Annotated in this window: 28 protein-coding genes and 4 tRNA genes; all 32 read left to right on the top strand. The window is 53.6% G+C overall.

Annotated features, from left to right (window positions below):
• The first annotated feature begins 11 nt into the window (after positions 1-11).
• Positions 12-812, top strand: a complete 801-nt coding sequence (locus Q354_RS0109890; protein ID WP_027857464.1) for a sulfite exporter TauE/SafE family protein — start codon at positions 12-14, stop codon at positions 810-812.
• 9 nt (positions 813-821) lie between these two features.
• Positions 822-1,622, top strand: a complete 801-nt coding sequence (gene lgt, locus Q354_RS0109885) for a prolipoprotein diacylglyceryl transferase (protein ID WP_027857463.1) — start codon at positions 822-824, stop codon at positions 1,620-1,622.
• Positions 1,623-1,649: 27 nt separating this feature from the next.
• The gene (locus Q354_RS0109880; protein ID WP_027857462.1) at positions 1,650-2,492 is read left to right on the top strand and encodes a thymidylate synthase; all 843 of its coding nucleotides are present in this window, start codon (positions 1,650-1,652) and stop codon (positions 2,490-2,492) included.
• Between the two features lie 9 nt (positions 2,493-2,501).
• Positions 2,502-3,005: a type 3 dihydrofolate reductase gene (gene folA / locus Q354_RS0109875; RefSeq protein ID WP_027857461.1), complete on the top strand. Its 504-nt coding sequence runs from the start codon at positions 2,502-2,504 to the stop codon at positions 3,003-3,005.
• A 17-nt stretch (positions 3,006-3,022) separates the two neighbouring features.
• Positions 3,023-3,994 carry a bifunctional biotin--[acetyl-CoA-carboxylase] ligase/biotin operon repressor BirA gene (gene birA / locus Q354_RS0109870; RefSeq protein ID WP_027857460.1) on the top strand — a complete coding sequence of 324 codons (972 nt, stop codon included), beginning with the start codon at positions 3,023-3,025 and terminating at the stop codon, positions 3,992-3,994.
• Positions 3,994-4,716 (top strand): type III pantothenate kinase, encoded by a 723-nt coding sequence (locus tag Q354_RS0109865; RefSeq protein WP_027857459.1) that lies wholly within the window; start codon positions 3,994-3,996, stop codon positions 4,714-4,716. Before birA ends, Q354_RS0109865 begins: the two co-directional genes overlap by 1 nt.
• 3 nt (positions 4,717-4,719) lie before the next feature.
• Positions 4,720-5,394: a hypothetical protein gene (locus Q354_RS0109860; protein ID WP_027857458.1), complete on the top strand. Its 675-nt coding sequence runs from the start codon at positions 4,720-4,722 to the stop codon at positions 5,392-5,394.
• A gap of 26 nt (positions 5,395-5,420) precedes the next feature.
• Positions 5,421-5,496: transfer RNA gene (locus tag Q354_RS0109855), tRNA-Thr, on the top strand.
• 25 nt (positions 5,497-5,521) lie between these two features.
• A tRNA-Tyr gene (locus Q354_RS0109850) sits at positions 5,522-5,605 on the top strand.
• 10 nt (positions 5,606-5,615) lie between these two features.
• Positions 5,616-5,690, top strand: a tRNA-Gly gene (locus Q354_RS0109845).
• Between the two features lie 12 nt (positions 5,691-5,702).
• Positions 5,703-5,777, top strand: a tRNA-Thr gene (locus tag Q354_RS0109840).
• Positions 5,778-5,870: 93 nt separating this feature from the next.
• Positions 5,871-7,094 (top strand): elongation factor Tu, encoded by a 1,224-nt coding sequence (gene tuf / locus Q354_RS0109835; protein WP_027857457.1) that lies wholly within the window; start codon positions 5,871-5,873, stop codon positions 7,092-7,094.
• A 167-nt stretch (positions 7,095-7,261) separates the two neighbouring features.
• Complete coding sequence (gene rpsJ / locus Q354_RS0109830; protein WP_027857456.1) at positions 7,262-7,573, top strand: 30S ribosomal protein S10; 312 nt, start codon at positions 7,262-7,264, stop codon at positions 7,571-7,573.
• A gap of 114 nt (positions 7,574-7,687) precedes the next feature.
• On the top strand, positions 7,688-8,326 hold the full coding sequence (rplC, locus tag Q354_RS0109825) for a 50S ribosomal protein L3 (protein WP_027857455.1): 639 nt from the start codon (positions 7,688-7,690) through the stop codon (positions 8,324-8,326).
• Between the two features lie 11 nt (positions 8,327-8,337).
• Positions 8,338-8,943 (top strand): 50S ribosomal protein L4, encoded by a 606-nt coding sequence (gene rplD / locus Q354_RS0109820; protein WP_027857454.1) that lies wholly within the window; start codon positions 8,338-8,340, stop codon positions 8,941-8,943.
• Positions 8,940-9,236 carry a 50S ribosomal protein L23 gene (gene rplW, locus Q354_RS0109815; RefSeq protein WP_027857453.1) on the top strand — a complete coding sequence of 99 codons (297 nt, stop codon included), beginning with the start codon at positions 8,940-8,942 and terminating at the stop codon, positions 9,234-9,236. Before rplD ends, rplW begins: the two co-directional genes overlap by 4 nt.
• A 15-nt stretch (positions 9,237-9,251) precedes the next feature.
• Positions 9,252-10,079, top strand: a complete 828-nt coding sequence (rplB, locus tag Q354_RS0109810; protein ID WP_027857452.1) for a 50S ribosomal protein L2 — start codon at positions 9,252-9,254, stop codon at positions 10,077-10,079.
• Between the two features lie 19 nt (positions 10,080-10,098).
• Positions 10,099-10,377 carry a 30S ribosomal protein S19 gene (rpsS, locus tag Q354_RS0109805; RefSeq protein WP_027857451.1) on the top strand — a complete coding sequence of 93 codons (279 nt, stop codon included), beginning with the start codon at positions 10,099-10,101 and terminating at the stop codon, positions 10,375-10,377.
• A 10-nt stretch (positions 10,378-10,387) separates the two neighbouring features.
• A complete protein-coding gene (rplV, locus tag Q354_RS0109800) occupies positions 10,388-10,720 on the top strand; it encodes a 50S ribosomal protein L22 (RefSeq protein ID WP_456085365.1) in 333 nt (110 codons plus the stop codon).
• 25 nt (positions 10,721-10,745) lie between these two features.
• On the top strand, positions 10,746-11,426 hold the full coding sequence (gene rpsC, locus Q354_RS0109795) for a 30S ribosomal protein S3 (RefSeq protein WP_027857449.1): 681 nt from the start codon (positions 10,746-10,748) through the stop codon (positions 11,424-11,426).
• Between the two features lie 11 nt (positions 11,427-11,437).
• The gene (gene rplP / locus Q354_RS0109790) at positions 11,438-11,851 is read left to right on the top strand and encodes a 50S ribosomal protein L16 (protein WP_027857448.1); all 414 of its coding nucleotides are present in this window, start codon (positions 11,438-11,440) and stop codon (positions 11,849-11,851) included.
• Entirely contained in the window at positions 11,851-12,042 is a 192-nt protein-coding gene (gene rpmC / locus Q354_RS0109785; RefSeq protein WP_027857447.1) for a 50S ribosomal protein L29, read from the top strand. The genes rplP and rpmC overlap by 1 nt, the downstream gene beginning before the upstream one ends.
• A 2-nt stretch (positions 12,043-12,044) precedes the next feature.
• Positions 12,045-12,308: a 30S ribosomal protein S17 gene (gene rpsQ / locus Q354_RS0109780; protein ID WP_027857446.1), complete on the top strand. Its 264-nt coding sequence runs from the start codon at positions 12,045-12,047 to the stop codon at positions 12,306-12,308.
• Between the two features lie 83 nt (positions 12,309-12,391).
• Positions 12,392-12,760 (top strand): 50S ribosomal protein L14, encoded by a 369-nt coding sequence (rplN, locus tag Q354_RS0109775; RefSeq protein WP_027857445.1) that lies wholly within the window; start codon positions 12,392-12,394, stop codon positions 12,758-12,760.
• 96 nt (positions 12,761-12,856) lie between these two features.
• Complete coding sequence (gene rplX / locus Q354_RS0109770) at positions 12,857-13,171, top strand: 50S ribosomal protein L24 (protein ID WP_027857444.1); 315 nt, start codon at positions 12,857-12,859, stop codon at positions 13,169-13,171.
• A 14-nt stretch (positions 13,172-13,185) separates the two neighbouring features.
• The gene (gene rplE / locus Q354_RS0109765; protein WP_027857443.1) at positions 13,186-13,725 is read left to right on the top strand and encodes a 50S ribosomal protein L5; all 540 of its coding nucleotides are present in this window, start codon (positions 13,186-13,188) and stop codon (positions 13,723-13,725) included.
• A gap of 12 nt (positions 13,726-13,737) precedes the next feature.
• A complete protein-coding gene (rpsN, locus tag Q354_RS0109760; RefSeq protein WP_027857442.1) occupies positions 13,738-14,043 on the top strand; it encodes a 30S ribosomal protein S14 in 306 nt (101 codons plus the stop codon).
• 84 nt (positions 14,044-14,127) lie between these two features.
• Positions 14,128-14,520, top strand: a complete 393-nt coding sequence (rpsH, locus tag Q354_RS0109755; RefSeq protein WP_027857441.1) for a 30S ribosomal protein S8 — start codon at positions 14,128-14,130, stop codon at positions 14,518-14,520.
• A gap of 11 nt (positions 14,521-14,531) precedes the next feature.
• Positions 14,532-15,065: a 50S ribosomal protein L6 gene (gene rplF, locus Q354_RS0109750; protein WP_027857440.1), complete on the top strand. Its 534-nt coding sequence runs from the start codon at positions 14,532-14,534 to the stop codon at positions 15,063-15,065.
• 9 nt (positions 15,066-15,074) lie between these two features.
• Positions 15,075-15,425: a 50S ribosomal protein L18 gene (rplR, locus tag Q354_RS0109745; protein ID WP_027857439.1), complete on the top strand. Its 351-nt coding sequence runs from the start codon at positions 15,075-15,077 to the stop codon at positions 15,423-15,425.
• An 11-nt stretch (positions 15,426-15,436) separates the two neighbouring features.
• Entirely contained in the window at positions 15,437-15,937 is a 501-nt protein-coding gene (rpsE, locus tag Q354_RS0109740) for a 30S ribosomal protein S5 (protein ID WP_027857438.1), read from the top strand.
• Positions 15,938-15,943: 6 nt separating this feature from the next.
• Entirely contained in the window at positions 15,944-16,126 is a 183-nt protein-coding gene (gene rpmD / locus Q354_RS0109735; protein ID WP_027857437.1) for a 50S ribosomal protein L30, read from the top strand.
• Position 16,127 lies beyond the last annotated feature (1 nt).

Raw genomic sequence — 16,127 nt, 5'->3', positions numbered from 1 at the left:
GGACAGCAGCGATGCTGACAACCATATTACTCTACCTTGTTCTGGGTGCCTTTGCCGGTGTCGTGGCGGGACTGTTTGGCATCGGCGGCGGATTGTTGATCGTGCCGGTCCTGGTGTTCTCCTTCGAATTGCAGGGGATGTCGGCGGATATCCTGACCCATATGGCAGTGGCCACATCACTGGCCACCATCGTAGTAACCTCCCTGAGTTCTGTCCGTGCCCATCATAAGCGCGGGGCGGTACGTTGGCAGCTGTTCCGGCCGTTGGCGTTGGGGATACTGCTGGGGGCTTTTCTCGGGGTGAAGACGGCCGGACAGTTACCGGGTAACTACCTGCAGATAGCGCTGGGTATCTTCGCACTCTGTGTGGCGCTGCAGATGGCGCTGAATCTGAAACCAGCGGCCGGTCACGTAACGCCCGGCAAGCGGGAACTGGGGATCGCCGGCGGCGTGATTGGCTGGGTATCTTCAATGTTCGGCATTGGCGGCGGGACCCTGACCGTACCCTACCTGAGCTGGCGACAGGTGCAGATGCAGCAGGCCGTGGCGACATCGGCCGCTTGCGGCCTGCCTATTGCCGTGATGGGGGCGCTGGCAAATATCCCGGAGGGCTGGGGTAATCCGGCGCTGCCGCAGTGGAGTTTAGGTTATGTTTATCTGCCGGCCTTTATCGGCATTGTCATTACCAGCTCTCAGTTTGCCAAGGTCGGTGCCAGGCTGGCGCATAGCCTGCCGGCGGATAAGCTGAAGCGGATTTTTGCATTGTTCCTGCTGTTTGTCGGCGGGCGTTTTATCTACAGCAACCTGTTTTAAGGAGTCACGATGTACTGGGTGCATGATATAGATCCGATCGCGCTGGATCTGGGCGTACTGCAGGTTCACTGGTATGGCCTGATGTATCTGATCGGTTTCGCTGCCGCCTGGTGGCTGGGCTGCTACCGCGCCCGCCAGCCGGGCTCGGGCTGGACTGAGGAGCAGGTATCTGACCTGATCTTCTGGGGAGCAATGGGCGTCGTGCTCGGCGGGCGTTTCGGTTATGTGTTGTTCTATAACTTCGATCAGTTTCTGGCGGACCCGTTATGGCTGTTTGCGGTCTGGGAGGGGGGAATGTCCTTCCACGGTGGCTTGCTGGGGGTGGTGGCGGTGATCTGGTTCTGGGGGCGTAAGCATCAGAAAACGCTGTTTGAGATGGGCGATTTCGTCGCGCCGCTGGTGCCGATCGGGCTGGGTGCCGGTCGTGTCGGTAACTTTATCGGCGGTGAGTTATGGGGGCGTACGACAGACCTTTCCTGGGCGGTGATCTTTCCGCGTGCCGGAGATGGCCTGCCCCGTCACCCTTCGCAGCTGTATGAGTTCGTGCTGGAAGGGCTGGTGATGTTCGTTGTGCTATGGTGGTTCAGCAGTAAGCCGCGTCCCCGTATGGCCGCATCGGGATTGTTCCTGCTGCTGTACGGCAGTTTCCGCAGTCTGGTTGAGCTGGTGCGTGAACCGGATGCCCATATTGGCTATATCGCCTGGGGCTGGGTGACCAAGGGACAGCTGCTTTCGCTGCCGATGATCCTGATTGGCGGGGCGTTATTAGCTATCGCTTTGTCGCGTGGTGTAAAATCTGCGACAAATTGATTTTAATTTTCTTTCTTGAGGTTACAGATGCAACAGTACCTGGCGCTGATGCAGGACATTCGGGATAACGGCACTGATAAGGGTGACCGGACGGGCACAGGTACGCGCTCGGTGTTTGGCCGGCAGCTGCGGTTTGATCTTTCACAGGGCTTCCCGTTGCTGACGACGAAGAAGGTACACCTGAAGTCGGTCATCCTGGAGCTGTTGTGGTTTCTCGATGGCAACACCAATAACAACTGGCTGGCGGAACGCGGTGTCTCTATCTGGAACGGCTGGGCGCTGGAGGACGGTGATCTCGGGCCTATCTATGGCAAGCAGTGGCGCTCCTGGGCCTGTCCGGACGGCTCGACGATCGATCAGATCAGCGAACTGATCCAGCAGATCAAGGCTAAGCCCGATTCCCGCCGCCTGATAGTCAGTGGCTGGAATCCTGCAGATCTGCCTGATGAATCTGTCAGTCCGCATGAGAATGTGGCGAATGGCAAGGCTGCGCTGCCACCCTGCCATACCCTGTTCCAGTTCTATGTGGCCAATAACCGCTTAAGTTGTCAGCTCTATCAGCGCAGTGCCGATTACTTTCTCGGTGTGCCATTCAATATCGCCTCTTATGCGTTGTTGACCCATATGATCGCGCAGCAGTGTGATCTGGAAGTGGGAGATTTCGTGCATACGTTTGGCGATGTGCATCTGTATCAGGATCACCTGGCTGATCCGGCCATTGTGAGTGAGCAGCTGACGCGGACGCCGCGCCCGCTGCCGAAACTGGTAATCAAACGTCGCCCGGCGTCGATCTTTGATTACCAGTATGAAGATTTCGAGATGGAAGGCTATGACCCCCATCCGGCTATCCGTGCTGCAGTATCTATTTAAGGAGAGAGCATGAAGCTGGCAATTATCGTCGCCCAGGCTGAAAACCGGGTGATCGGTATCAACAATAAACTGCCCTGGCATCTGTCGGAAGATCTGCGGTACTTCAAGCAGGTCACGATGGCCAAGCCTATTATTATGGGGCGTAAAACCTATGAGTCTATCGGCCGTCCGCTGCCGGGCCGTACCAATATAGTGATCAGCCGGAATCCGGCGTTCTCGGCCGCCGGTATCAAGGTCGTATCCGGGCTGGATGAGGCGATTGAGCTGGCGGAAGCGCAGTGCGTGGTCGACGGCGCGGCGGAAGCGATGGTGATCGGCGGCTCTCAGATCTATCAGCAGGCGCTGGCGCGGGCCGACCGTCTTTACCTGACTCAGGTGCATGCGGAAGTGAAGGGCGATGCCTGGTTTCCTGAATTCGACCGCCAGCAGTGGCAGGAAGTAGGTCGGCAGGATTTTCCGGCGCAGGAACCTAATCCCTACCCCTACAGCTTTATTGTATTAGACCGTATCTGATAAAAGGACTATGTAGTATGACGATTCGTTCGTTATTGTCTGTTTTGGCCGATGGCCGTTTTCACTCAGGTCGGGAGTTGGGTGAGCAGCTGCAGGTGAGTCGCAGCGCAATCTGGAAGCAGATCCGTAAGGTCGAAGAGCTGGGGGTAGAGATCTATAGCGTCAAAGGGCGCGGCTATCGCCTCCCCGGTGGACTGGATCTGCTGGAAATATCGGCAGTACGCGATCTGCTGAAGGCCGAAGCAGCCAGTCAGTTGGGTGAAGTGGCGCTGGAGCTGTCGATGGAATCGACCAATCTGGAGGCGCTGAGCCTGAGCCAGCGGCAGGACTGTCACGGTCGCCTGTTTGTGGCCGAACAACAGACCGCCGGGCGTGGACGTCGCGGTCGGCAATGGGTCAGTCCTTTCGGCCGCAACCTCTATTTCTCACTGGTGTGGCGCTTTGAGCATGGTGCCGCTGCACTGGAAGGCCTTAGCCTGGTCGTGGGGCTGGCTCTGAAAAAAGCCCTGGCGGCGAGCGGGATCGAGGGTGTTGGTCTGAAGTGGCCGAATGACCTGTTGTTTGGAAATGCCAAGCTGGCGGGGATTCTGCTGGAGATGACCGGCGATGCATCGGGTGAGTGTCAGGTGATTATCGGGATTGGCCTTAATGTGGCGATGCAGCCAGAGCAGGCCGAAGCGATCGATCAGCCCTGGACTGATCTTCAGAGCATCAAAGGCGGCACCGTTTCGCGCAATGAACTGTTGGCTGCAGTACTCAATGAACTGGTGCCGATGCTAGACCGCTTCAAGCAGTTCGGGTTTGAACCCTTTGCGGAGGAATGGATGGCGGCAAATGCTTTCCAGTCGCTGCCGGTGGAGTTACAGCTGGGGGATCAGCTTATACAGGGCGTCTGTCGTGGGGTTAACGGCAGTGGGGCCCTGTTGCTGGAAAGGGAAGGTGAAACCAAAGCCTATCATGGCGGTGAGATAAGCGTACGCAGAGCCTGATGATTGTCGAGATCGATGTAGGAAACACCTTCTTAAAATGGCGCCTTCTGGACGACAGGAAGGTGCTCTGTTGCGGGCGTCAGCTCACGGCCTCCATAGAGGCAGGCCTGCCTGCCGAATGGACGGCCGCTGTAACAGAAGTGCGGATTGCATCGGTTGCCGGTTCTGAGGTTGAACGGCGGCTAACGGAGTATTGCGCCCGGGAGCTGGGGCTGGTGGCGCGGATCGCAAGAACAGCGGCTGCGGCTGCGGGTGTTACCAATAGCTATAGTGATCCCTCTCGTATGGGGGTGGATCGCTGGCTGGCAATGCTGGCGGCGTATCACCATGCGGGCAGTGCCTGTTGTGTGGTGGATTGCGGCAGTGCCATCACCGTCGATTATGTTGCTGCCGACGGCTGTCATCAGGGCGGTTATATTATTCCCGGGTTGCGCTTGCTGCAGCAGGCGCTGTTAAGCAACACCGCTGAGGTGATCGTCGACCGGAATATCGCCCGGTTCAGCGTCGAGCCCGGCACCGATACTTCTGCTGCAGTGAGTCATGGTGTCAATTACATCTTTCAGGCGCTGCAGCAACGTATCGTTAGCGAGCTTGCGCAGTATAAGGAACCAGTTGCCCTTTATATTACCGGGGGGGATGGTGAGTTGTTTTACCAGTTAGCCGGAGAAGGGGAGCTATGTCCTGACCTGGTAATGGATGGTCTTGTTTTGTCTCTGGAGTGAGTAATGTTGATGCGCTGGTGTTTTCTGATCTGCCTGCTGGCTAATGGCATCCTGCTGCTGCGCTACGCCATTCTGCAGGAAGAACCCTCGCTCCCTGCCCGGTCCTCCTCTGTTCCCGAAATACGTCTTATCTCTGAGCTTGATTCCACTGAACTGGAGCCGCGTAAAAACGCCCGGCTTGATGGTGACTGCGTCTTTGTCAGTGGCATCCGCTGGCTGGCGGATGCTGAGCGGATCTCTGAATACCTGATTAAGGCCGGTTACCATCCCGAGCGGCAGCAGTTCTCCGAGCAGGCGCTGGCGGGGTATAGTCTGACCGTCGAGGCGCCGGCTGATCCCGGGGCGCGGCTGGAAATGCTCGACCAGCTGGATCGCCTGGGAGTGGTGCCCGAAACCCGAGAAGGTGAGGCGGGTATGCAGTTTCTTCTGGGGAGCTTTTCATCGCTGGCTGATGCCCGGGCGATGCAGTCACGCCTTGAAGGGGCGGGCGCTCTTTCAGCGGAGTTACGCCTCACCACGGAAATGCAGCAGATTGCACGTTATCAGCTGCGTCTGGTACTGCCTTCTGGTCATGATTTATCCAGTGAAATCAAGGCTGTACTAAGAAAGTCATATAATTTGATAAAAATTGAAAAAAAACCTTGTCGGGGGGTTGCAAGCACCAGGGTCGCTGGGTAATATACGCGCCACTTCAGCAGTGAACGGCCGGTATAGCTCAGCTGGTAGAGCAACTGACTTGTAATCAGTAGGTCCCGAGTTCGACTCTTGGTGCCGGCACCATCTTCTGAAGTATAGCGACTAGCGTGGTGGGATTCCCGAGTGGCCAAAGGGATCAGACTGTAAATCTGACGCGCGAGCTTCGGTGGTTCGAATCCACCTCCCACCACCATTGCCGCTTTGCGGGTATGGTATAGTGGCTATTACCTCAGCCTTCCAAGCTGAAGAGGCGGGTTCGATTCCCGCTACCCGCTCCAATATGTTGTTATGCTCATGTAGCTCAGGGGTAGAGCACACCCTTGGTAAGGGTGAGGTCGGCGGTTCAAATCCGCCCATGAGCTCCAGTTTTATGATTTAGGGTAGATGTAGCAATATATCTACCCTTTGTCATATTTGGCGTTTGTCAAAAATACTAACGGTTGTGGAAGAAAAACCTGATGGCAAAAGAAGCTTTTGAGCGTTCAAAACCGCACGTTAACGTTGGTACCATCGGCCACGTTGACCACGGTAAAACTACTCTGACTGCAGCACTGACTCGCGTATGCGCGGAAGTCTTCGGCGGTGAAATGAAAGCGTTTGATCAGATCGACAACGCACCGGAAGAGCGTGAGCGTGGTATCACCATCGCGACCTCTCACGTAGAGTATGACTCTACAATCCGTCACTACGCGCACGTTGACTGCCCAGGGCACGCGGATTATGTGAAAAACATGATCACCGGTGCGGCTCAGATGGACGGTGCTATCCTGGTATGTGGTGCGACTGACGGCCCTATGCCTCAGACTCGTGAGCACATCCTGCTGTCCCGTCAGGTAGGTGTACCTTACATCGTAGTATTCCTGAACAAAGCTGACCTGCTGGCTGAAGATTGCGGCGGCGTTGACTCTGAAGAATACGCAGAGATGCTGGAACTGGTCGAAATGGAACTGCGTGAGCTGCTGGATACTTACGACTTCCCGGGCGACGACACTCCAATCATCGCAGGTTCCGCGCTGATGGCCCTGAACGGCCAGGACGACAACGAACTGGGTACGACTGCGGTTAAGAAACTGGTAGAAGCGCTGGATACTTACATCCCAGAGCCAGAGCGTGCAATCGATCAGCCATTCCTGATGCCTATCGAGGACGTATTCTCTATCTCCGGTCGTGGTACTGTAGTAACTGGCCGTGTAGAGCGTGGTATCGTTAAGGCTGGCGAAGAGATCGAAATCGTTGGTATTAAAGAAACTACCAAGACGACCTGTACTGGTGTAGAGATGTTCCGTAAGCTGCTGGACGAAGGTCGTGCAGGTGAGAACATCGGTGCGCTGCTGCGTGGTACTAAGCGTGACGAAGTTGAGCGTGGTCAGGTACTGGCTAAGCCAGGTACTATTACTCCTCACACTCAGTTCGAAGGTGAAGTATACGTACTGTCTAAAGAAGAGGGTGGTCGTCACACGCCATTCTTTAAAGGCTACCGTCCACAGTTCTACTTCCGTACGACTGACATCACTGGCGCTTGTGAGCTGCCAGAGGGTGTTGAAATGGTAATGCCAGGTGACAACATCCAGATGTCTGTTACCCTGATCAACCCAATCGCGATGGAAGACGGTCTGCGTTTCGCCATCCGTGAAGGTGGTCGTACTGTCGGTGCTGGCGTAGTATCTAAGATCATCGCCTGATCTCCGATAGCTAATTGCTGAAAAAGGGGCTCCTTAGGGAGCCCCTTTTTTTATATTTGTAATTAATGCTTGACGAAAAAATCACCAGTCATTAGAATTTGCGTCCCCTGCAAATGGGGGAGGTCGGCTTTTGCCGTTAAAAAACACCTAGGAAATGTGTGATCGAAATGCAGAATCAGAAAATTCGTATTCGTCTGAAAGCCTTTGATCATCGCCTGATCGACTCATCCGCGCAGGAAATCGTAGATACTGCGAAACGGACGGGTGCTCAGGTGCGTGGCCCGATCCCACTTCCAACCCGCAAAGAACGCTACACAGTTCTGGTTTCTCCGCACGTCAACAAAGACGCTCGCGATCAGTATGAAATCCGTACTCACAAGCGTGTCCTGGACATCGTTGAGCCAACAGAAAAGACTGTTGACGCACTGATGAAACTGGATCTTGCTGCGGGTGTAGAAGTGCAGATCAGCCTCGGCTAATGATAAGGCACTGCGCAGATTTAATTTATTAATGAAGCGCTATTTGTGGAATGCCCTGGAAAGGGCAGCCATAGTGGGTGACAGCCCCGTACACAACTGGCAAGAGGTAGAAAAATGTCTGTAGGTCTAATCGGACGTAAAGCGGGTATGACCCGTATCTTCACAGAAGACGGCGTGTCCGTGCCAGTCACCGTCATCGAAGTGGATCCGAACCGCGTTACTTGCGTTAAGAGCAAGGAAGCCGACGGCTACGCAGCGGTGCAGGTTACTACTGGTTCTAAGAAGGCTAACCGCCTTTCTAAGCCAGAAGCAGGTAACTTCGCTAAAGCTGGCGTAGAAGCTGGTCGTGGTTTGTGGGAGTTCCGCCTGTCTGGTGACGAAGAAGTCAACGTTGGCGATCAGCTGACTGTTGCGCGCTTCGAAGCAGGTCAGAAAGTAGATGTTACCGGTCAGTCTAAAGGTAAGGGTTTCCAGGGCGGCGTTAAGCGCTGGAACTTCCGTACTCAGGACGCGACTCATGGTAACTCTCTGTCTCACCGTGCTCCGGGTTCTATTGGTCAATGTCAGACTCCTGGCCGCGTGTGGAAAGGCAAGAAGATGGCAGGTCACATGGGTGCTGAGCGTGTAACCGTTCAGACTCTGGAAGTCGTTCGCGTTGATGCGGAACGTAACCTGCTGTTGATTAAAGGTGCTGTTCCGGGCGCAACCGGCGGTGACGTAATCGTTAAACCGGCTGTTAAAGCTGGCGCCTAAGGGGGTTTGCAATGAATCTGAATTTGACTGGAGCTGGTGGTGCTGTAGAAGTATCTGACCTGGCTTTTGGTAAAGAATTCAACGAAACGCTGGTGCATCAGGTTGTTACGGCATACCTGGCCGGTGGACGTCAGGGCACTAAAGCTCAGAAAAACCGCTCTGCGGTATCTGGTGGCGGTGCTAAACCGTGGCGTCAGAAAGGAACAGGTCGTGCCCGTGCCGGTACTTCCCGTTCTCCGATCTGGCGTAGCGGCGGTGTTACTTTCGCGGCTCAGCCGCGCGATCATGCTCAGAAAGTAAACAAGAAAATGTACCGCGCCGCGCTGCGCTGCATCTTCTCTGAGCTGGTTCGTCAGGAACGCCTGGTAGTTGTCGAAGATTTCGCTCTGGAATCTGCTAAGACAAAACCATTTGTAGCTAAGCTGAACGAGCTTGAGCTGGACAACGTACTGCTGATCACTGAAGACGTTGAGCAGAACCTGTACCTGGCTGCACGTAACGTACCTCACGTAGACGTACGCGACGTTGCTGCTATCGATCCGGTCTCTCTGGTCGGTTTCGAAAAAGTGCTGGTTACTGTGCCTGCGCTGAAAAAGGTTGAGGAGGTGCTTGCATGAACCAGGAACGCATCTACAAAGTGCTGTTGGGTCCGCACATCTCTGAGAAAGCAACCATCGTAGCTGAGGGTTCTCAGCAGGTTGTTTTTCGCGTAACTAAAGACGCTACCAAACCGGAAATCAAAACCGCGGTAGAAACTCTGTTCGACGTTAAAGTTAAAGGCGTCAACATTGTGAACATCAAAGGCAAGACCAAGCGTACTGCGCGTGGTCTGGGTAAGCGCAACGATATTCGTAAAGCTTACGTATGCCTGGTCGACGGTTCTGAAATCGATTTCCTTAGTGGCGAGTGATTGGAGGTTTAAAAAATGGCAGTGATTAAAACTAAGCCGACCTCTGCTGGACGTCGTCACCTGGTCAAGGTGGTCAACTCTGAACTGCATAAGGGTAAGCCTCATGCAGCGCTGGTTGAGAAGAAATCCAAGACTGGTGGTCGTAACCACAACGGTCGTATCACGACTCGTCACGTTGGTGGTGGTCACAAGCAGCAGTACCGTGTTATCGATTTCCGTCGCAACAAGGACGGAATCCCAGCGACTGTTGAGCGTCTGGAATATGATCCAAACCGCTCCGCTCATATCGCGCTGCTGAAATACGCAGACGGTGAGCGTCGTTACATTATCGCACCTAAAGGCATTAGCGCCGGTGCGCAGATCGTTTCCGGCGAAGATGCTCCTATCAAGCCAGGTAACACTCTGCCGCTGCGTAACATTCCAGTGGGTTCTGTAGTGCACTGTATCGAGCTGAAACCAGGTAAAGGCGCGCAGATGGCGCGTTCCGCTGGTACCTCTGCTCAGCTGGTTGCACGTGAAGGCGCATATGCAACTCTGCGTCTGCGTTCTGGCGAGATGCGTAAAGTTCTTATCGAGTGTCGTGCGACACTGGGTGAAGTTGGCAACTCTGAACACTCCCTGCGTCAGCTGGGTAAAGCTGGTGCTACGCGCTGGCGTGGTGTTCGTCCAACCGTTCGCGGTGTTGCAATGAACCCGGTTGATCACCCACATGGTGGTGGTGAAGGTCGTACCTCTGGTGGTCGTCACCCTGTTACTCCATGGGGCGTTCCAACTAAGGGCTACAAGACCCGTAAGAACAAGCGTACGGACAAACTGATCGTACGTCGTCGTCAAGCCAAATAACTAGGTTGAGGATACAGCTGTGCCACGTTCACTGAAAAAAGGTCCATTTATCGACCTTCATCTGCTGAAAAAGGTAGAAGCTGCAATTGAGAACAACGAGCGTCGTCCTATTAAGACTTGGTCTCGTCGTTCTACCGTCTTCCCGAACTTTGTCGGTTTGACGATTGCAGTACATAACGGCCGTCAGCATGTCCCAGTGTATATCACTGAAGACATGGTAGGTCACAAACTGGGTGAGTTTGCTGCTACACGTACTTATCGTGGTCACGCAGCCGACAAGAAGGCCAAGAAGAAGTAAGGGGGGTTAGATGATGGAAGTTGCCGCTAAACTCAAAGGCGCACGCATCTCCGCCCAGAAGGCCCGTCTGGTCGCTGATCAGATCCGCGGTAAGTCTGTGGCCGATGCCTTGAACATCCTTGCGTTCAGCCCGAAAAAGGGTGCGGCGCTCGTGAAGAAGGTACTGGAGTCTGCGATTGCAAACGCAGAGCATAATGAAGGTGCTGATATCGACGAGCTGCGCGTTTCTACTATCTTCGTTGACGAAGGTATGACTATGAAACGCATTAAGCCGCGTGCGAAGGGTCGCGCTGACCGTATACTGAAGCGCACCTGCCACATCACCGTCAAGGTGGCTGACTAAGAGCTGACTGCTAGGAGAGTTCGAAATGGGTCAGAAAGTACATCCGACCGGTATTCGTCTCGGCGTTGTTAAAGACCACACGTCTGTGTGGTATGCCGACAAAAGCGAATACGCAAGCAAGCTGCTGAACGATCTGCAGGTACGTGAGTACCTGGAAGGGCAGCTGAAGAACGCATCTGTTAGCCGTATCGAAATTGAACGTCCGGCTCAGAATGCAAAAATTACTATTCACACTGCCCGTCCGGGTATCGTGATTGGTAAGAAAGGCGAAGACGTAGAGAAGCTGCGTAATGCAGTTTCTCAGATGATGGGTGTGCCAGTTCACATCAACATCGAAGAAGTACGCAAGCCTGAACTGGATGCCAAGCTGGTAGCGCAGAGCGTTGCTAGTCAGCTGGAGCGTCGTGTTATGTTCCGTCGTGCTACTAAGCGCGCGGTTCAGAATGCTATGCGTCTGGGCGCTAAAGGTATCAAAGTGCAGGTTAGCGGCCGTCTGGGTGGCGCTGAGATCGCTCGTACAGAATGGTATCGTGAAGGCCGCGTGCCTCTGCACACTCTGCGTGCAGACATCGATTACGCTACTTACGAAGCGCACACTACTTACGGTGTGATTGGCGTTAAAGTCTGGATCTTCAAAGGCGAAGTCCTCGGCGGTATCGAACAGGTACGTGCTGAGAAGAAAGCGCCTAAGAAGAAAGGTAAGTGAGGTAGACGTCGATGCTACAACCAAAACGACTGAAATACCGTAAGGTGATGAAAGGCCGCAACCGCGGTCTGGCTCAGCGCGGTAGCAAGGTAAGCTTTGGCGAGTACGGTCTTAAGGCCACAGGCCGTGGCCGTATCACTTCCCGCCAGATTGAGGCGGCTCGTCGTACCATGACTCGTCACGTAAAGCGTGGTGGTAAGATCTGGATTCGCATCTTCCCTGACAAACCTATTACGAACAAGCCTCTGGAAGTACGTATGGGTAAAGGTAAGGGTAACGTTGAATACTGGGTAGCTCAGATTCAGCCTGGTAAAGTACTGTTCGAAATGAGCGGTGTGCCTGAAGATCTGGCTGCGGAAGCATTCAACCTGGCTGCGGCCAAACTGCCTGTTGCAACAACTATTGTTAAACGGACGGTGATGTGATGAAAGCTATCGAACTGCGTGAAAAGTCCGTCGAAGAGCTTCAGCAGGAACTGCTGGGTCTTCTGAAAGAGCAGTTTAATCTGCGTATGCAGAAGACTACTGGTCAGCTGGGGCAGAGCCACCTGCTGGGTCAGGTGCGTCGCGACATTGCTCGCATTAAGACGGTGCTTAACGAAAAGGCAGGTAACTAAGTATGAGCGCAGAAAAACGTACTCGAACTGTGACCGGTCGCGTTGTAAGTGACAAGATGGATAAAACCATCACAGTTATGGTTGAGCGCAAAGAAAAACATCCGATTTACGGTAAGTTTGTAAAGCGTTCCACCAAACTGCATGCTCATGACGACAAAAATGAGTGCAAAATGGGTGATCTGGTGACTATCGCCGAGACCCGTCCGCACTCAAAGACCAAAACTTGGTCACTGGTTCGCATTGAAGAGCGTGCAGCGAAGGTGTAATATATAGCCCCTTCGCTCCATTACCGGCTTGCTTGTCAGTAGTAACGGCAGGCAGCCGCTTAATAGAGTTTGTGGAGTAGACCATGATTCAAACTGAATCGATGCTTGATGTTGCTGACAACAGCGGCGCCAAGCGTGTGCAGTGTATTAAGGTCCTTGGCGGCTCTCACCGTCGTTACGCGAGTGTTGGTGACATCATTAAAGTCACTGTTAAAGAAGCCATTCCGCGTGGCAAAGTGAAGAAAGGTCAGGTTCTTAAAGCTGTCGTAGTGCGTACCCGTAAAGGTGTTCGTCGTTCTGATGGCTCAGTAATCCGCTTTGATACTAACTCTGCGGTTTTGCTGAACGCAAACGATGCCCCGATCGGGACTCGTATCTTCGGCCCAGTAACGCGTGAGCTTCGCTCTGAGAAGTTCATGAAAATTGTTTCCCTGGCGCCTGAAGTGCTGTAAAGATCAAGCTCCGTGTAGCTTGGTTTATGTGAAAACGCTAACGCCGAGAGGCGTTGGCGTTTTTGAGCATGAGAGGGTAGTAGGAAAGAGGTTAAAATGCGCAAAATTCGTCGCGACGATGAAGTCATCGTCATCGCAGGTAAAGACAAGGGCAAACGTGGCAAAGTCGTACGTGTCCTGGCCGACGATCGTCTGATCGTTTCTGGCATCAACATGGTTAAGAAGCACCAGAAGCCGAACCCAATGGCTCAGCAGCAGGGTGGCATCGTTGAGAAAGAAGCGGCTATCGCTGTTTCTAACGTTGCAATCTTCAATGCTCAGACTGGCAAGGGTGACCGTGTGGGCTTCAAACTGCTTGAAGACGGCACTAAAGTGCGCATCTTCAAGTCCACCGGCGAACTGGTCGGCTAAGGGGAGTTGATGACATGTCTAGATTGAAAGCGCTTTATAACGATTCCGTTAAGCTGCAGCTGAAAGAAGAGCTGAACAGCCCTAACGTAATGGCAGTGCCACGTGTAACTAAAATCACCCTGAACATGGGTGTTGGTGAAGCACTGGGCGACAAGAAACTGCTGGAAAATGCAGTAGCTGATATGACTGCTATTGCTGGTCAGAAGCCTGTTGTTACTCTGGCTCGCAAATCTATCGCTGGCTTCAAAGTTCGTGAAGGCTGGCCGATTGGTTGCAAAGTTACCCTGCGCGGTGAGCGTATGTGGGAATTCCTGGATCGCCTGGTAGATATCTCTATCCCACGTATCCGCGACTTCCGTGGCCTGAACCCTAAGTCTTTTGACGGCCGTGGTAACTACAGCATGGGTGTTAAAGAGCAGATCATCTTCCCTGAGATCGAATACGACAAGGTAGATCGTCTGCGTGGTATGGATATCACCATCACCACCACTGCTCAGACTAACGACGAGGGTCGTGCCCTGCTGGCCGCCCTGAACTTCCCGTTCAAGAAGTGATAGGGGTATATCATGGCTAAGGAATCAATGAAGGCACGCGAAACCAAGCGTGCTAAGACCGTCGCTAAGTACGCTGCTAAACGTGCTGAGCTTAAAGAAATCATCCGCAACCCAGCCTCTTCTGAAGATCAGGTTTGGGATGCGCAGGTAGCTTTGCAGAAGCTGCCTCGTGATGCTAACCCGGTTCGCCAGCAGCGTCGCTGCCAGGTGACTGGTCGTCCACACGGCGTTTACCGCAAGTTCGGCCTGTGCCGCAACAAAGTGCGTGAAGCTGCTATGCGTGGCGACATTCCGGGTCTGAAGAAGGCTAGCTGGTAATCCGGCTGGTCAATCGGTAAGCGCGGCGGTCAGGGCAGGTTACTGCTACCGCGTCGCGCTGCACAAGAGAGGAAGTAAATACGCATGAGTATGCAAGATACACTGGCGGATATGTTTACCCGTATCCGTAACGGCCACATGGCTGAAAAGCAGGCCGTGTCCATGCCGTCTTCCAAAATGAAGGTTTCTGTAGCTGAAGTTCTGAAGAACGAAGGTTACATCGCTGACTACGCAGTAGAAGGCGAAGCTAAGCCAGTACTGACTGTCGAGCTGAAATACTTCGAAGGTAAGCCGGTAATTGAAGAGATCAAGCGCGTAAGCCGTCCAGGCCTGCGTATCTACAAAGGTTCTACAGAGCTGCCTAAAGTTTCTGCTGGCCTGGGTGTCGCTATTGTCTCTACAAACAAGGGTGTCATGACTGACCGCGCTGCTCGCGCTGCGGGTGTCGGTGGTGAAGTGATCTGCACGGTATTCTAAGAGGTTATCCAATGTCTCGTATTGCGAAAAGCCCTATAGTTGTACCTGCAGGCGTTGAGCTGAAAGTCGACGGTCAGAAAGTTACCGCTAAAGGCAAGAACGGCGAGCTGTCTATGGACGTTCACGCGTCTGTTGAGGTGAAGCTGGAAGAGAATGTTGCGACTTTCGCACCTAAAGATGGTTCCAAGCAGGCTAACGCGCTGTCTGGTACTATGCGCTCCCTGGTGAATAACCTGGTTGTAGGCGTAGGCGAAGGTTTCAAGAAGACTCTGAACCTGCAGGGTGTTGGTTACCGTGCTGCGGTAAAAGGCAACACACTGAACCTGGTTCTCGGTTTCTCTCATCCTATCGATTACGAACTGCCTGAAGGTATCAAGGCTGAAGTTCCTAACAACACGACTGTCATTATCAGCGGCGCTGATAAGCAGACTGTTGGTCAGGTATCGGCTGAAATCCGTGGCTACCGTCCACCAGAGCCTTACAAAGGTAAAGGTGTTCGTTACGCTGATGAATATGTTCGCCGTAAAGAAGCGAAGAAAAAGTAAGGCAGGGTCATGAACGATAAGAAACAGTCTCGTATCCGTCGTGCCCGCCGCTCTCGCCTGAAAATGCGCGAGCTGGGTATGGCACGCCTGTGTGTTAACCGCACACCGCGTCACATGTACGCTCAGGTTATTTCTGCTGACGGCAGCACTGTTCTGGCAGCTGCGTCAACTGTAGAAAAAGACCTGCGTGCAGAAGCTACCAGCAACGTTTCTGCTGCGGAGAAGATCGGTTCCCTGATCGCTGCGCGTGCTAAAGAAGCTGGTGTAAGCAAGGTTGCCTTCGACCGTTCCGGTTTCAAATACCACGGTCGTGTCAAAGCGTTGGCTGATGCGGCCCGTGAAGGCGGTCTGGAATTCTAAAGGGGTCGAAGATGGCAAATCACGAACAGAAAGACGGTGATCTCCAGGAAAAACTGGTTCAGGTTAACCGTGTAGCTAAAGTAGTTAAGGGTGGTCGTATCTTCGGCTTCACCGCTCTGACTGTTGTTGGCGATGGTAACGGCCGTGTTGGCTTCGGTCGCGGTAAAGCGCGCGAAGTGCCGGTTGCTATCCAGAAAGCGATGGAGCAGGCGCGTCGTAACATGATTCAGGTAGAACTGAATGGCGACACTCTGCAGTATCCGGTAAAAGCACGTCACGGTGCTTCCAAGGTCTACATGCAGCCAGCCTCTCAGGGTACTGGTGTAATCGCCGGTGGTGCGATGCGTGCAGTTCTGGAAATCGCGGGCGTACACAACGTACTGGCTAAATGCTACGGCTCTACCAATCCGGTAAACGTAGTACGTGCGACTATCAAAGGCCTGGCTGCAATGAACTCGCCTGACGATGTTGCTGCCAAGCGTGGTAAGTCCGTAGAAGATATCCTGGGGTAATCGGTAATGGCTAACACTGTTAAGGTAACTCTGGTACGTAGCCCGATCGGTACTCTGCCAAAGCACAAGCTTTGCGTTAAGGGTCTCGGCCTGCGTCGTATCGGACACACTGTAGAGCTGGAAGACACTCCGTCTGTCCGTGGCATGATCAACAAAGTCAGCTACATGGTCCGTGTAGAAGGCGAGTAAG

Origin of the sequence: Marinobacterium jannaschii DSM 6295 (assembly GCF_000620085.1) — a bacterium.
Classification (GTDB): domain Bacteria; phylum Pseudomonadota; class Gammaproteobacteria; order Pseudomonadales; family Balneatricaceae; genus Pontibacterium; species Pontibacterium jannaschii.
Note: the sequence above shows the minus strand (reverse complement) of the source record. Positions and strands in the feature narration are given on the sequence as shown.

Bases quoted from the DNA above. Each gene is read 5' to 3' on its own strand.
- Q354_RS0109890 (WP_027857464.1), top strand. From the start codon at position 12: ATGCTGACAACCATATTACTCTACCTTGTTCTGGGTGCCTTTGCCGGT.
- lgt (WP_027857463.1), top strand. From the start codon at position 822: ATGTACTGGGTGCATGATATAGATCCGATCGCGCTGGATCTGGGCGTA.
- Q354_RS0109880 (WP_027857462.1), top strand. From the start codon at position 1,650: ATGCAACAGTACCTGGCGCTGATGCAGGACATTCGGGATAACGGCACT.
- folA (WP_027857461.1), top strand. From the start codon at position 2,502: ATGAAGCTGGCAATTATCGTCGCCCAGGCTGAAAACCGGGTGATCGGT.
- birA (WP_027857460.1), top strand. From the start codon at position 3,023: ATGACGATTCGTTCGTTATTGTCTGTTTTGGCCGATGGCCGTTTTCAC.
- Q354_RS0109865 (WP_027857459.1), top strand. From the start codon at position 3,994: ATGATTGTCGAGATCGATGTAGGAAACACCTTCTTAAAATGGCGCCTT.
- Q354_RS0109860 (WP_027857458.1), top strand. From the start codon at position 4,720: ATGTTGATGCGCTGGTGTTTTCTGATCTGCCTGCTGGCTAATGGCATC.
- tuf (WP_027857457.1), top strand. From the start codon at position 5,871: ATGGCAAAAGAAGCTTTTGAGCGTTCAAAACCGCACGTTAACGTTGGT.
- rpsJ (WP_027857456.1), top strand. From the start codon at position 7,262: ATGCAGAATCAGAAAATTCGTATTCGTCTGAAAGCCTTTGATCATCGC.
- rplC (WP_027857455.1), top strand. From the start codon at position 7,688: ATGTCTGTAGGTCTAATCGGACGTAAAGCGGGTATGACCCGTATCTTC.
- rplD (WP_027857454.1), top strand. From the start codon at position 8,338: ATGAATCTGAATTTGACTGGAGCTGGTGGTGCTGTAGAAGTATCTGAC.
- rplW (WP_027857453.1), top strand. From the start codon at position 8,940: ATGAACCAGGAACGCATCTACAAAGTGCTGTTGGGTCCGCACATCTCT.
- rplB (WP_027857452.1), top strand. From the start codon at position 9,252: ATGGCAGTGATTAAAACTAAGCCGACCTCTGCTGGACGTCGTCACCTG.
- rplV (WP_456085365.1), top strand. From the start codon at position 10,388: ATGATGGAAGTTGCCGCTAAACTCAAAGGCGCACGCATCTCCGCCCAG.
- rpsC (WP_027857449.1), top strand. From the start codon at position 10,746: ATGGGTCAGAAAGTACATCCGACCGGTATTCGTCTCGGCGTTGTTAAA.
- rplP (WP_027857448.1), top strand. From the start codon at position 11,438: ATGCTACAACCAAAACGACTGAAATACCGTAAGGTGATGAAAGGCCGC.
- rpmC (WP_027857447.1), top strand. From the start codon at position 11,851: ATGAAAGCTATCGAACTGCGTGAAAAGTCCGTCGAAGAGCTTCAGCAG.
- rpsQ (WP_027857446.1), top strand. From the start codon at position 12,045: ATGAGCGCAGAAAAACGTACTCGAACTGTGACCGGTCGCGTTGTAAGT.
- rplN (WP_027857445.1), top strand. From the start codon at position 12,392: ATGATTCAAACTGAATCGATGCTTGATGTTGCTGACAACAGCGGCGCC.
- rplX (WP_027857444.1), top strand. From the start codon at position 12,857: ATGCGCAAAATTCGTCGCGACGATGAAGTCATCGTCATCGCAGGTAAA.
- rplE (WP_027857443.1), top strand. From the start codon at position 13,186: ATGTCTAGATTGAAAGCGCTTTATAACGATTCCGTTAAGCTGCAGCTG.
- rpsN (WP_027857442.1), top strand. From the start codon at position 13,738: ATGGCTAAGGAATCAATGAAGGCACGCGAAACCAAGCGTGCTAAGACC.
- rpsH (WP_027857441.1), top strand. From the start codon at position 14,128: ATGAGTATGCAAGATACACTGGCGGATATGTTTACCCGTATCCGTAAC.
- rplF (WP_027857440.1), top strand. From the start codon at position 14,532: ATGTCTCGTATTGCGAAAAGCCCTATAGTTGTACCTGCAGGCGTTGAG.
- rplR (WP_027857439.1), top strand. From the start codon at position 15,075: ATGAACGATAAGAAACAGTCTCGTATCCGTCGTGCCCGCCGCTCTCGC.
- rpsE (WP_027857438.1), top strand. From the start codon at position 15,437: ATGGCAAATCACGAACAGAAAGACGGTGATCTCCAGGAAAAACTGGTT.
- rpmD (WP_027857437.1), top strand. From the start codon at position 15,944: ATGGCTAACACTGTTAAGGTAACTCTGGTACGTAGCCCGATCGGTACT.